The sequence below is a fragment of the Lentzea chajnantorensis genome (genome assembly GCF_054300775.1).
The window spans coordinates 4,657,416-4,670,965 of the sequence record NZ_JBSDZT010000002.1 but is presented as its reverse complement, the minus strand read 5'-3'; the positions used below and the strand labels follow the sequence as shown (position 1 = coordinate 4,670,965).

11 protein-coding genes are annotated in these 13,550 nt (G+C 70.0%); 6 read left to right on the top strand and 5 right to left on the bottom strand.

Annotation, left to right across the window (positions count from 1 at the left end; all coding sequences use genetic code 11):
- Window positions 1–46 precede the first annotated feature (46 nt).
- The 4 genes from chvE to ACVDFE_RS23320 all read left to right on the top strand — a co-directional run bounded on the left by chvE (window position 47) and on the right by ACVDFE_RS23320 (window position 5,172).
- The gene (gene chvE / locus ACVDFE_RS23335; RefSeq protein WP_360389333.1) at window positions 47–1,132 is read left to right on the top strand and encodes a multiple monosaccharide ABC transporter substrate-binding protein; all 1,086 of its coding nucleotides are present in this window, start codon (window positions 47–49) and stop codon (window positions 1,130–1,132) included.
- A 27-nt stretch (window positions 1,133–1,159) separates the two neighbouring features.
- Window positions 1,160–2,665, top strand: coding sequence for a multiple monosaccharide ABC transporter ATP-binding protein (gene mmsA, locus ACVDFE_RS23330; protein ID WP_360389857.1), 1,506 nt, complete (start codon window positions 1,160–1,162; stop codon window positions 2,663–2,665).
- A complete protein-coding gene (gene mmsB, locus ACVDFE_RS23325; RefSeq protein WP_360389336.1) occupies window positions 2,662–3,882 on the top strand; it encodes a multiple monosaccharide ABC transporter permease in 1,221 nt (406 codons plus the stop codon). Before mmsA ends, mmsB begins: the two co-directional genes overlap by 4 nt.
- Window positions 3,883–4,074: 192 nt before the next feature.
- Window positions 4,075–5,172 (top strand): aldose epimerase family protein, encoded by a 1,098-nt coding sequence (locus ACVDFE_RS23320; protein ID WP_360389338.1) that lies wholly within the window; start codon window positions 4,075–4,077, stop codon window positions 5,170–5,172.
- A 57-nt stretch (window positions 5,173–5,229) separates the two neighbouring features.
- Here ACVDFE_RS23320 and ACVDFE_RS23315 read toward each other — a convergent pair whose 3' ends face one another.
- The gene (locus tag ACVDFE_RS23315; RefSeq protein WP_458431840.1) at window positions 5,230–5,988 is read right to left on the bottom strand and encodes a helix-turn-helix domain-containing protein; all 759 of its coding nucleotides are present in this window, start codon (window positions 5,986–5,988) and stop codon (window positions 5,230–5,232) included.
- A 73-nt stretch (window positions 5,989–6,061) separates the two neighbouring features.
- Between ACVDFE_RS23315 and ACVDFE_RS23310 the strand changes: the two genes are divergently transcribed.
- Window positions 6,062–6,874, top strand: a complete 813-nt coding sequence (locus ACVDFE_RS23310) for a phytanoyl-CoA dioxygenase family protein (RefSeq protein ID WP_458431839.1) — start codon at window positions 6,062–6,064, stop codon at window positions 6,872–6,874.
- A complete protein-coding gene (locus ACVDFE_RS23305; RefSeq protein ID WP_458431838.1) occupies window positions 6,871–7,137 on the top strand; it encodes a hypothetical protein in 267 nt (88 codons plus the stop codon). The genes ACVDFE_RS23310 and ACVDFE_RS23305 overlap by 4 nt, the downstream gene beginning before the upstream one ends.
- Window positions 7,138–7,326: 189 nt before the next feature.
- Here the strand turns inward: ACVDFE_RS23305 and ACVDFE_RS23300 are convergent, their stop codons facing one another.
- The 4 genes from ACVDFE_RS23300 to ACVDFE_RS23285 form a co-directional block, all read right to left on the bottom strand.
- Entirely contained in the window at window positions 7,327–9,282 is a 1,956-nt protein-coding gene (locus tag ACVDFE_RS23300; RefSeq protein WP_458431837.1) for a family 43 glycosylhydrolase, read from the bottom strand.
- Window positions 9,279–10,925 carry a glycoside hydrolase family 27 protein gene (locus tag ACVDFE_RS23295; protein ID WP_458431836.1) on the bottom strand — a complete coding sequence of 549 codons (1,647 nt, stop codon included), beginning with the start codon at window positions 10,923–10,925 and terminating at the stop codon, window positions 9,279–9,281. The genes ACVDFE_RS23300 and ACVDFE_RS23295 overlap by 4 nt, the downstream gene beginning before the upstream one ends.
- Before the next feature lie 98 nt (window positions 10,926–11,023).
- On the bottom strand, window positions 11,024–12,484 hold the full coding sequence (locus ACVDFE_RS23290; protein ID WP_458431835.1) for a non-reducing end alpha-L-arabinofuranosidase family hydrolase: 1,461 nt from the start codon (window positions 12,482–12,484) through the stop codon (window positions 11,024–11,026).
- Between the two features lie 37 nt (window positions 12,485–12,521).
- Entirely contained in the window at window positions 12,522–13,544 is a 1,023-nt protein-coding gene (locus ACVDFE_RS23285; RefSeq protein WP_458431834.1) for a cellulose binding domain-containing protein, read from the bottom strand.
- Window positions 13,545–13,550 lie beyond the last annotated feature (6 nt).

Genomic DNA, 13,550 nt, shown 5'->3' with positions numbered 1-13,550 from the left:
CGCCGCCTACAGCACTGTTGCCTGTCGGTGACATCGAGGAGAACCAATGAGGCTTGTCCGGATCGCGGTCACCACCGCACTCGCCGTCTCCCTCGCGGCCTGCGGTTCAACGGAGAAGACAGTCGATCAGCAGACCGGCTCGGGGGAAGGCGCACTCGTCGGCATCACGATGCCCACCCGGTCGTCGGAGCGGTGGGTCCGCGACGGCGACAGCCTCAAGAAGTCGCTGGAGGCCAAGGGGTACAAGGTCGACCTGCAGTACGCCGAGGACAGCATCCCCACGCAGGCCAACCAGATCGAGAACCAGATCACCCAGAAGGCCAAGCTGCTGATCATCGCGTCGATCGACGGCAAGTCGCTCAGCTCGCAGCTGCAGCAGGCCGCCGACGCGAAGATCCCGGTCATCTCCTACGACCGGCTCCTGCTCAACACCCCGAACGTCGACTACTACGCGACGTTCGACAACTACAAGGTCGGCGTGCAGCAGGCGAACTCGCTGCTGGCCGGGCTGAAGACCAGGGGTGAGGGGCCGTTCAACATCGAGCTGTTCGCCGGGTCGTCCGACGACAACAACGCGACGTTCTTCTTCAACGGCGCGATGTCCGTCCTCCAGCCGCTGATCGACCAGGGCAAGCTCGTCGTGAAGTCGGGCCAGAAGGACTTCAACACCGTCGCGATCCTGCGCTGGGACGCGGCCACCGCGCAGCGGCGCATGGAGGACCTGCTCACCTCGACCTACGGCAGCGCCAAGGTCGACGGCGTGCTGTCGCCCTTCGACGGCATCTCGATCGGCATCATCTCCGCGCTCGGCAGCAACGGCTACGGCACCGGCGGCCAGGCGCTGCCGATCGTGACCGGGCAGGACGCCCAGGTCGCCTCGGTGAAGTCGATCATCAAGGGCGAGCAGTACTCCACGATCTTCAAGGACCTGCGCCAGCTCACCGACGTGGCCGCGAAGATGGCCGACTCGCTGCTCAAGGGCGGCAAGCCGGAGGTCAACAACACCACGGACTACAACAACGGCGTCAAGGTCGTGCCGGCGTTCCTGCTCCAGCCGGTCCCGGTGGACAAGGCGAACTACCAGAAGGAACTGGTCGAGTCCGGCTACTACACCGCCGACCAGCTCAAGTAGGTCCCGGTGAACGACGACGTCCTGGTGATGCGCGGCATCACCAAGAGGTTCGCGGGTGTCACCGCGCTGCACGAGGTCTCGCTGACCGTGCGGCGCGGTGAGATCCACGCGATCTGCGGGGAGAACGGCGCGGGCAAGTCCACGCTGATGAAGGTGCTGTCCGGGGTGCACCCGCACGGCACGTACGACGGGGAGATCCTCTTCGAGGGCGAGCCGTGCGCGTTCGACGGGGTGCGCGACAGCGAGCGCCGCGGCATCGTGATCATCCACCAGGAGCTGGCGCTGTGCGGTCAGCTCTCCGTCGCCGAGAACCTGTTCCTGGGCAACGAGAGGGCGCGGCGCGGGCTCATCGACTGGAACCGCACCAACCACGAGGCCCAGGTGCTGCTCGACCGGGTGGGGCTGCGGGAGAACCCGACCACCAGGGTCGACGACCTCGGTGTCGGCAAGCAGCAGCTCGTCGAGATCGCCAAGGCGCTGTCCAAGGAGGTCAAGCTCCTGATCCTGGACGAGCCGACCGCCGCGCTCAACGACGACGACTCGCAGCACCTGCTCGACCTGCTCGACGGCCTGCGGGACGAGGGCATCACCTCGGTGATCATCTCCCACAAGCTGGGCGAGGTCACCAGGGTCGCCGACACGGTCACCGTGCTGCGCGACGGGAAGACGATCGAGACGTTGCCGGCGAAGGGCCTCAGCGAGGACCGGATCATCGCGGGCATGGTCGGGCGCGACCTGGAGCACCGGTTCCCGCCGCGCACGCCGGACATCGGCGAGGAGGTGCTGCGCATCGAGGACTGGACGGTGCACAGCCCCGCCCAGCCGGACCGGGTGGTCGTCGACAGGGCCACCCTGTCGTTGCGGCGCGGGGAGATCGTCGGTCTCGCCGGCCTGATGGGCGCCGGTCGCACGGAGCTCGCCATGAGCGTGTTCGGCCGTTCCTACGGCGTGGGCATCTCCGGGCGCGTGGTCAAGGAAGGCCGGGAGATCGACACACGCACCGTGCGCGCCGCGATCGACCACGGGCTCGCGTACGTGAGCGAGGACCGCAAGCGCTACGGGCTCAACCTGATCGACAACGTGCAGCGCAACGTCTCCGCCGCCGCGCTGGGCAAGCTCGCGCGCCGCGGCTGGGTGAACGAGAACGAGGAGAACTCGGTCGCCGAGCGGTTCCGGCGGTCGATGGGCATCCGGACCGCGTCGGTGTCGACGCCGACCGGCACGCTGTCGGGCGGCAACCAGCAGAAGGTCGTGCTGGCGAAGTGGATGTTCACCGACCCGGACGTGCTGATCCTGGACGAACCGACGCGCGGCATCGACGTCGGCGCCAAGTACGAGATCTACTCGATCATCAACGACCTGGCAGCGCAGGGCCGCGCGGTGCTGGTGATCTCCTCGGAGCTGCCGGAGCTGCTCGGTCTGTGCGACCGCGTGTACGCGCTGTCGGAGGGCCGCATCACCGGTGAGGTGAGCCGCGAAGAGGCCACGCAGGAACGCCTGATGCAATACATGACGCGAGGACAAGGTTCATGACCACGAAGACCGCGCCCGCTCCGGCCACCGCGCCCGCAGCACAGCCCCGGCGGTTCTCGATCAACCTGCGGCAGTCGGGCATCTACGTCGCGTTCGCGTTGATCGTCGTGCTGTTCACCGTGCTGACCGGCGGCGACCTGCTGCAGCCGCAGAACATCTCGAACATCATCGTGCAGAACTCCTACGTGCTGATCCTCGCGATCGGCATGATCCTGGTGATCATCGGTGGGCACATCGACCTCTCGGTCGGCTCCACGGTGGCGCTGACCGGAGCGATCTGCGCGGTGCTGACCGTCCAGTGGGGACTGCCGTGGCCGGTCGCGGTGCTGGTGACGCTGCTCGCCGGCGCGCTCATCGGTGCGGCGCAGGGCTACTGGATCGCCTACTTCGGCATCCCCGCGTTCATCGTGACGCTGGCGGGCATGCTCGTGTTCCGCGCGCTCACCATGTCCACGCTGGGCAACCAGGGCATCGGCCCGTTCCCCGACGAGATCCGGGCGCTGTCCAACGGGTTCACCGGCGGCTACCTCGGCAACATCGGCCTCGGCCCGCTGGGCGGCGCCGACCTCGTGAGCCTGCTCGCCGGGCTCGCCTGCGTGGCCGGGTTCGCGTTGTCGCAGTGGCGCAAGCGGTCCGCCCGCCTCGGGTACGGCCAGACCGTCGACCCGATGCCGGTGTTCGTGCTGAAGATCGTGGGCGTGGGCGTCGTCGTGATGGCGGTCGTCGTGCAGCTCGCCCGGTTCCGCAACCTGCCGTGGGTGCTGGTGCTGCTCGCGGCGCTCACGCTCGGCTACTCGCTGATGGCCGGCAACTCGGTGTTCGGACGGCACATCTACTCGATCGGCGGCAACCTGCAGGCCGCCACGCTGTCCGGTGTGAAGGTCAAGGCCGTCACGTTCTGGGTGTTCGTCAACATGGGCGCGCTGGCCGCGCTCGCCGGTGTGATCTTCGCGGGCCGGCTCAACCAGGCGGGCCCGACCGCGGGCGCGTCCTTCGAGCTCGACGCCATCGCGGCGGCGTTCATCGGCGGCGCGGCGGTGCAGGGCGGTGTCGGCAAGGTGGTCGGCGCCATCACCGGCGGCCTGATCATGGGCGTGATCAACAACGGCATGTCGCTGATCGGCTCGCCCAGCGAGCGCGTGATGCTCGTGAAGGGCCTGGTCCTGCTCCTGGCGGTCGCCTACGACGTGTGGACCAAGCGCCGCGGCCGCGCCTGACCCTCCTTGGGATCGAGGGCACCGGGCGCTCGCCGGCGGGGACGGCGTGCGCCGGGAGGCGACGACCGACAAGATGACCTTCGACGGGGTCGGCACGACCAAGCCGGTCGTGCCGACCCCGGAGAGCGTCGCACCACAGCGGATCCGGCAGCAGCACTGCCGGACCCTGTTCAACTGATCCAGAGGAGTTCGATGTCGCAGCGGGAGCCCGGGCTCGGCCGTGAGCTGTTCGGCCGGCTCGGTGACGCCGACGTGCACCGGTACGTCCTGGCCTGGCCGGGTGGCCTGACCGTGCGGGTGCTCGACCTCGGTGGCGTGGTCCAGTCGGTGGAGGCACCGGACCGGCGGGGTGTCCCCGGCAACGTCGTGCTCGGGTTCTCCTCGCTCGACGAGTACGCCGCGAACAACCGGCCGGGCGCGTCCAGGGTGTTCCTGGGCGCGCTGGTCGGCCGGTACGCGAACCGGATCGCGGGCGGGAGGTTCACGCTCGACGGCACGACCTACCACCTGCCCGTCAACAACGGCCCGAACACGCTGCACGGCGGTCCGGCGGGCTTCGACACCAGGGTGTGGTCCGCGACCGAGCTGCACGAACCGGACAGCGTGGGACTGCGGCTCGAGCTGGTGAGCCCGGCGGGCGACCAGGGCTTCCCGGCGACGGTGTCCGCCGAGGTCACCTACCGGCTGAGCCGCGACAACCGGCTCTCCATCACCTACGGGGCCACCGCGAACGCGCCCACCGTGCTGAACCTGACCAACCACACCTACTGGAACCTGGCCGGTGAGGGCAACGGCGACGTGTACGGGCACGCGCTGCGGCTCAACGCGAGCCGGTTCTGCCCGGTCGACGACACGCTGATCCCGCAGGGCGACCCGGTGCCGGTCGAGGGGACGCCGTTCGACTTCCGCGAGGCGACGCCGATCGGTGCCCGCGTCGACGGCCCCGACCCGCAGCTCGTCCTCGGCGGGGGCTACGACCACAACTGGGTGCTCGACGACTGGGCGCCGGGCAACCCGCCGGCCCTGGCCGCGCAGGCCGACGACCCGGTGTCCGGGCGGCGGCTGACCATGTGGACCACCGAGCCGGGCGTGCAGTTCTACTCGGGCAACTTCCTCACCGCGGAGCTGGTCGGCACCGGCGGCCGGCCCTACCACCGCGGCGCCGGGTTCGCGCTGGAGGCCCAGCACTTCCCCGACTCGCCGAACCGGCCGGACTTCCCCAGCACCGTGCTGCGACCGGGCGAGGTGTACCACCAGGAGACGGTCTACCGGCTGTCCACGGTGGACTGAGCGAGCGGACCGCGCAGGCGTCGTCGCACGCGCGGTCCCCGCGGAGGCTCGACCGGATCAGCCGCCGCCCGTGCTGACGCGGCGCAGCCTCGTCGGTGCCGCACCGAGCTCACGGCGGCACACCTTGTTGAACGCCTGGAGGTCCGGGATGCCGACCGCCGCGGCGACGGCGGTGACCGACAGGGTCGACGCGGTGAGCAGGTGCCGGGCCCGTTCCGCACGCCGCCGGCGCACGTAGGCAACGACGGTCTGGCCGGTGCGGGCGCGGAACAAGCGCGTGAGGTGGTTGTGCGACACCCCGGCCACCCGCGCGATCCCGGCCACGGACAACGTCCCCGCGAGGTGGGCCTCCACGTGCGCCACGGCCACCGCGAACGGGTCGGGGCGCTCCGGCGGGGCGGCGTCGGTCAGCTGCCACAGCACGGTCCACAGGTGCGCGGTGGCCCGTGCCGGGGCCGCCGCCAGCGCACCGCGCAGCAGGCGGGTGATCGGTGTCCTGTTCGGACCGGGGTCCTGCATCACCGGCGCGGTGCGGCGTTCGGGGCTGTCCGGCAGGCGCAGGTGGGCGTAGAGGTGCTCGGACCGGCCGCGGTAGTGGAAGCGCACCTCGGTGTCCGGCGGGACGAGGCTCGCGTGGCCGGGTGCGATGCGGTGCCGCGTGCCACCGACCTCCAGCACGCCCTCGTAGCCGTACAGGTGCAGCTGCCACAGGTCCGGCAGCCGGAAGACGTCGGTTGGCGCCATGACGCCGTGCACGCCCACCCCGGCGTCGGCCACCACCGGCGCCTCACCCAGGGGCAGCACGACCTGACGCACGAGGTGAAAACCTACCAGCAGTGGGTGATTTCAACCCACGCCCCATGCTCGGGGGCGGCCTGGGTTCCGTTGCATGCCAACACCTCCACTGCTCACCTCGGTGCAGCTGGCCCGGTTCGCCGCCCACGGTTACCTGCGACTGGACGCGGTCGTGCCGCCGGAGCTGAACCGGCTCGCGCTGGACCGGCTCCCGTCCGGTGTGCCCCCGGTCCCCCACGGCACCCCGCTCGCCGACACCTACACCGGATCGTGGCCGCGGCAGCTCGTGGACCTGCCCGTCGTCGCGGGTGCGCTGCGCTCGCTCGTGGGGCCGTCGCCGACCGTCGACCACCACGCGGTGCACGTCCGCGAGCCGCACGAGGGACACGCCCAGGCGCTGCACGGCGACGCGATCATCGACGTCCGCCCGGACGCGTTCGACGTGCAGCTCATGTACTACCCGCAGGAGGTGACGCCGGACATGGGCGGCACGCTCGTCGTGCCCGGCAGCCACCTGCGCCGCACCAACGAGAGCGACACCGGCCGCTACCAGAACCTGCGCGGCCAGACCCGCCTGACCTGCCCCGCCGGCACCGTGCTGCTGCTGCACCACGGCATCTGGCACGGCGGCCGCCGCAACGACAGCGCCGTGCGCCGGTACATGTTCAAGATCCGGTTCAACCCGACCGTGCCGCAGGTCCGGCTGTGGGACACCGCCGACCTGGACGACCCCGCTGTCGGCGAGGAGCTGGGGCGGTACTTCCCCTGGTACGAGATGGCCACCGCCCGCCTGGAGGTCTACCAGCGGGTGCGGTTGTGGCGTGCGCTGACCGGCGACCCGGAGTTCGACGTCGAGCACTGGGTCACCCGCGTCACGAACCGCCCGGCACAGCGGGGGCGGGCATGAGCGCGCGGCAGCAGGTGCTGGTGCTGTACCTGGCGTCGTCCGCGCTCGACTCGCACGTCGTCGGGTGGTCGCGCTACGACGGCACCGGTGCGACGCAGCCGACGACCGGCGACTCGGACGAGCCGCCGTACCCGGACGGGGTGGCCGCGTTGCGCGACGGCTGGCGGTTGTTCCAGGCCGCGCAGCTGCTGCCGCCCCACCTGGGCGGCGAGTACGACGTCTCTTTCCTCAAACACGAGTTCTTCTTCGAAAAACTCCCCTGACTCCCCTGCCTTTCCCGCATCTGCAAGTACCACCAACTCATGATCGAACCGCCGCTGACCACACCCAACTCGGTCGCCGCCCACGAGGCTCCGCGCCACGCTGTGAACCCGGCACGACCGTGTTGGTAGTAGAAAAGTGCTGGTTGATGTTGAGTTGGTAGTACTTGCAGACGCTGGGGAAGCAAGGGGTCAGGGGGTCGTGAGTTCGAAGCGGGACACGGCCACTGAGCCGCCCAGTGCCTGGGTCGCGTGGTTGAAGATGCCGAACCGGTAGCCCATGAAGAACTGCCACTCGTTCTTCAACGTGAACCCGCTGCCCAGCGAGGTGAAGTTCACCCCGTCGGTGCTGTAGGAGAACCGGGCCTGCCTGCCGCTGCCGGGTCTGATGTCGGCGTTGGCGCGCAACCAGATCCGGGTCCCGGACAACGCCGCGCTCGCGACCTCCGTGCCGGTGCCGGTGGTGTTCCAGTTGCTGTCCATGGTCAGGCCGTTGACCATCACCACCCGGTTGCGGCCGCCGTCGCGCTTGACGCCGATCCACGCCGAGGAGTCGCGCAGCATCGCCAGGCCGCTGCGGTCGCCGTCGCGCATCGCGCTCACGTCCAGCGCCACGGTGGCCGTGGAGGTCGGGCCCTGCACGCGGTGGGTGAGGGTGTTGCGGGCGCTGTACAGGTCGTTGGTGACGGTCGCGGTGGACAGCCGCAGGCCGTTGTCGACGCTGTACTTCGTGGTGTCGGGGTTGTGGTTCCACTCCCACTGCGGGCCGAGCTTCGTGCCCTGGAACGTGTCCACGCCGATCATCGGTTTCACCTGGCGCGGTGGTGCCGGCAGGTTCGGCATCGGGTAGTTCACGCCCCAGCCGCCGTTGACGGTGGTGATGCGCGGCCAGCCGTCGGAGGTCCAGGTGATCGGGGCGAGCACCGGCACCCGGCCGCCGGGGTAGGCGTCCACGAAGGCCATGTAGTACCAGTCACCGTTCTGCGTCTGCACCATGCCGCCCTGGTGCGGCACGCCGCCGCCCTGGATCGGGGTCGGCATGTTCAGCAGCACCTGCTGGACGGTGTAGGGGCCCCACGGGTTGGAGGCCTTGAGCACGTACTGGCCGTTCGCGGGCCTGGTCAGCCAGATGTAGTAGTTGCCGCCGCGCTTGTAGAAGCGGGCGCCCTCCAGCGTGCCGATGTTCGACGGCGTCTGGAACACCTGCTGCGAGCGGACCTCGGACTTCCCGTCCGCCGAGAGCTGCGCGACGCTGATCGTGGTGTTGCCGTAGGCGACGTACATCGTGTCGTTGTCGTCCACGAGCATGCCCGCGTCGTAGTAGCACTTCGGAATGGTGGCGTGCTTGGTCCACTGCCCGTCGACCGCGGTGGCCGTGTAGATGTGGGTCTGGGCGAAGTCGATGCACCCGCCCCAGTAGAACGTCTTGTTGCTCTTGCGGTGCTGCAGGAACGACGCCCAGATGCCCCGCACGTAGCCGCGGCCGCCGTTCATGTCGTACTTGTTGCCGAAGTCCAGCCTGGGCACGGAGTGGCCGGCGAACTCCCAGTTCACCAGGTCGTAGGAGCGCAGCACGGGCGCGCCCGGCGAGTAGTGCATCGTGGAGGCCGAGTAGTAGTACGCGTCGTCCACGCGGATGATGTCGATGTCCGCGAAGTCCTGCCACAGCACCGGGTTGGTGAACGACGACGGCCGGGGCGTGGTCGTCGTGGTGGTCGTCGTGGTGGTCGTGGTCGTGGTCGTGCCGGTGTCGTTGCACGTCGTACCGTTGAGGCGGAACGACACCGGGTCCTGGTTGGCCGAGCTCGTCGTCGCGTTGAAGCCGAAGTCCACCTTGCCGCCGGTGGGGACGGAGCCGTTGTACGACGCGTTGCGGGCACTCACCTGGTCGCCGCTCTGCGTGATCACGGCGTTCCAGTGCTGCCCGACCTGCTGACCGGAGGCGTAGGTCCATTCGAGGGTCCAGCCGTTGATCGCGTCACCGGTGTTGGTGATCGCCACGGACGCGCCGAAGCCGCCCTGCCACTCGGAGGTCTTGGTGTAGGTCACCGAACAGCCGGGTGCGGCCTGGGCCGCGGTGCTCGCGGCGAGCCCGCCCGCCACCAGGGTGACCGCGGCGAGTGCGGCCGCGTACGGTGCGCGCCTCATGACCGGCTCCACTTCTGGTTCGACTGGCCGTTGCAGGTCCACAGCACGAGCCGGGAGCCGTTCGCGGTCGCCGCCCGTTCGACGTCCAGGCACAGACCGGCCTGGGTGTTGCGCAGCGACCCGTCGGCCTCCGCGGTCCAGCGCTGGTTGGCCTGGCCGTTGCACTGCCAGATGATGACCCGCGTGCCGTTGGCGGTGCCCTGGTTGTAGGCGTCGAGGCACTTGTCGCCGAACACCCGCACCTCACCGCCCGCCCAGCTGGTCCACTGCTGGCTGGCAGCGGTGGCGCAGTCCTGGATCGTGGCGTTCGCGCCCGCCGCGGTCGAGCTGTTCTCCACGTCGAGGCACCGGTTCGAGCCCGCACCGCGCAGCCGTGCGGTGGTCGACTGCACCGGGCTGCCGCCGCTCACCCGGAACGCGGCCACGCCGTGCGCCGGGACGGACGCGGAGATCGCGCCGGAGGTCGACGACGTGCCACCGGTCCACAGGTCGGTCAGCGTGAAGCTGCTGCCGGACAAGCCGATCTGGGCGGCCGTGGTGGACACCGTCGCGGTGCCGCCGCCCCGGTTGAACAGGCCCACGGCGACCGAGCCGTCCGACAGCGGCTTGGCGAACACCTCGGTGTTGCCGTCGTCGCGCACCCGCCGGCCACCGGCGCCCAGCGCGTCCTGGTTGACCGCGATCAGCCTGGTGTTGCGCAGCACCGCGCTCACGTCCGCGGACATGGTGCGGATGTCGTTGCCCGCCATCAGCGGAGCGGCCATCAACGCCCACAGCGCGAAGTGCGCGCGGGACTCGGTCAGCGTGAGACCCGGCCGGCCGACGACCAGCATGTCGGGGTCGTTCCAGTGGCCGGGACCGGCCTGCGCTGCCAGCGGGGCGGTGACGTCGAGGACGTTGCCCACGCCCATGGGGTAGCTGTTGACGTTGCCGTTCTGCCAGATGTCCAGCAGGTCCTCGGTCGTGCGCCAGAGGTCGGCGATCTCGCCCCAGTTGTACTTGTCACCGGTAGGGGCGTGGAAGCTGTTGGAGTTGATGCTGTAGACGATCGGGCGGCCGGTGGCGCGCAGCGCGTCGCGCATGATCGTGAAGCGAGCGATCTGCTCGTCGCGGGTGCCGCTGCCCGAGCACCAGTCGTACTTCAGGTAGTCCACGCCCCAGGACGCGAACGAGCGGGCGTCCTGGGCCTCGTGGCCCTTGCTGCCGGTCGAACCGGGGTGCGTGCCGACGCCCTGCGCGCACGTCTTCTCGTTCGGCGCCTGGTAGATGCCGAACTTCAGGCCGCGCGAGTGGATGTAGTCGCCCAGCGCCTTCATCCCGCTGGGGAACTTCGACGGGTGCGCCCGCAGGTTGCCCGCGGAGTCGCGTTGCGGGTCGAACCAGCAGTCGTCCACGACCACGTACTGGTAGCCGGCGTCGCGCATGCCGGAGGACACCATCGCGTCCGCGGCCTGGCGGACCTGGCCCTCGGTGATGCCGCAGCCGAAGCTGTTCCAGCTGTTCCAGCCCAGCGGCGGGGTGAGCGCCGGGCTGCCGGGCGCGGCGACGACGGGGGACGCGGTGACCTGGCTCGCCGTGACGGCGGCGACCGCGGTCAGCAGGGCGGCGGCGAGGTGCGCCAGTCTTCTCGACCGGGTGGGCATCGTTGCCTTCTCTCGGACAGGGAGGGTGTGGGGCGGTTCTGCGGCAGTGGGAGGACGCCGCCGGGGCGGGTGTCCGGCGGCGTCCGGCTGGGGGGCGGTCAGCAGGTCGAGTTGGTCTGCGTCAGCAGGCCGAGCTTCCAGGGCAGCTGGTTGTAGTCACCACCCGCGTTGGGGTCCATGCCCTGGTAGAGGAACTTCAGCTGGCACGGGCTGATCTCCATCGTCTGGTCCACACCGGAGCGGATCATCTCGCCGTGGCTGATGTCACGCGTCCACTGCCCACCGGGGAACGTCACGTTGTTCGCGCGGGCGAACGGGTTCGACTCCTCCGCGGCCAGCGGGGTCCACGGGCCGGTGATCGCCGGTGCGGTCCAGGTGCGGAACCAGCGCCGGCCGTCCGAGCCGATCGCCTCGTGCACCAGCAGGTACTGGTTCTTGCCCGCGATCTTGTAGACGTTGGACGCCTCGAACAACCGGTTGCGGTTGGAGTCCTGCATCGCGATCACGGTGTTGGTGAACCCGTTGGGGTACTGGGCGAGCGTCGTCTCCGAGCGGTACAGGTGGCCGTTGTCGTCGGAGGAGAACAGGTAGCACTTGGCGGTGTCGCAGACGACCCAGAAGTCGACCCAGTAGCCGTTGCCGATGTTGTCGCGGATGATCTGCGGCATGCCGCCCGCGTAGAAGTTCTTCGGCGCCGACCACGAGGACGGGTTCGAGATGTCCGTGGTCGTGGAGTACGACGCGTTCGAGCCCGTCTGGTACACGAGGTACCACAGGCGCTGGGGCGCGAAGTAGAACACGTGCGGCGCGGCCTTGTACCCGGTGCCCACAGCCGTGCGGTCCAGGTAGTAGTGCGGTGCCGAGGACGCCTGCGAGAAGTCCGTGAAGCTCGTGTACATGATGTTGTAGCCGGTCGTGTAGACCGACGCGAACACGTGGTACTTGCCGTTGTGGTAGACGATGCTCGGGTCCTTGACCGAGTACACCCTCGGGTGCGCGGAGTCCGGCTTCGGCGAGATCAGCGCACCGCCGGAGGACCAGCGGAAGCTCGACGGCAGGTTCCCGACCGGCGGGTTGTCCGACGTGGTGGTCGTCGTCGTCGTGGTGGTCGTGGGGTCGACGTCACCGGTGCACAGCGTGCCGTTGAGGGTGAACGCGGTGGGGTTCGGGGAGTTCGTGCCGGACGCGGTCCCGTTGAACCCGAACTCGACCTTGCCGCCGGTGCCGATCTGCGCGTTGTAGGCGACGTTGCGCGCGGTGACGTCGGCGCCGGACTGGGTCACCTGGGCGTTCCAGGCCTGCGACACCTTCTGCCCCGCGTCGTAGCTCCAGGTCAGCGTCCAGCCGTCGACCGCGTCACCGAGGTTGGTGACGCTGACGTTCGCGGTGAACCCGCCGTCCCACTGCGACGGTGCGGAGTAGGTGACCGAGCAGCCGGGGGCGGCCGAGGCGGGCGGCAGCGCGACCGCGGTCAGCGCGGTCACCGCCAGCAGCGGCACCGCGGTGAGCGCGGTGAGCCGGGCTCTGCGGGAGGAGAACAGTCGTCGTACGAGGAACATGATCACCCTTCGACGTCGGAGGGAGGGACCGGCCGGGTCACGCGCAGGTGGCGGTGCCGACCGAGGGCGCACCGGACCCGGAGGCGAGGAAGCCGAACGTGGTGGTGGCGCCGGGGGCGAGCGCGCCGTTGTAGGGGGCGTTGGTGACGGTCACCGCGCCGCTGGCGGTACCGCCCCAGAGCTGGGAGATGGTGTGGCCGCCGGGGAGCGCGAACCGGACGGTCCACCCGGTCAGCGCGGTGGCGGTGGGGTTGGCGACGGTCACCTCGGCCTGGAAGCCGCCGTTCCAGGTGCCGGTGACCTGGGCGGTGGCCGTGCACGATCCGCCGGGCTGCGGTTGCTGCGGGTCGCCGACGCTGCCCGGCACCGAGCGCAGCGCGGTGAACCAGGTGGCCGCCATCTTGGCGTAGCCGGCGGCGTTCGGGTGGATGCCGTCGGGCAGGTCCGAGATCGGGACCGACGGGTACATGTCCACGACGTGCACCCGCTTGCCCGCCGCCGCCTTCGCGCGCAGCAACGGCACGATCGCCGCGTTGTAGCCGCGCACGGTGGCGTCGGCGAACCGGATCGGGATGATCGTCGAGACGAACACCTCCGCGTTCGGCGCCTGCGCGGTGATCTTGTCGACCAGCGCGGACAGCCGCCGCGGCGCACCGCCCGGATCGCTGCCGTACATGTCGTTGGTGCCGATGTGCAGCAGAACCGTGCGCGGTGTGTAGGTGCGCAGCCAGTTCACGACGTTCGCGTCGACCTGCGCGATGGTCCAGCCGGGGTGGCCCTCGTGGTTGCGGTCGGGCATCGAGGACGGGCCGTCGGCCAGTGACCCGACGAAGTCGACGGACCGCCCGTCGGCCCGCAGCTTCGCCCCCAGGTCGAGCCGGTAGCCGCCGATCGAACCGCCCTGGGTGATGGAGTCACCGAGCGGCATGACCCTCACCGGGTCCGCCGCGACGTCCACAGTGGACTGACCGGGCGACGTGGACTCCTCGGCCGCCGCAGGCGGTGCCGCCAGCAGGACGGCGAGCGCGGCTGCGCACAGGGCGGTGAGCGGGCTCGGCATGGGTGG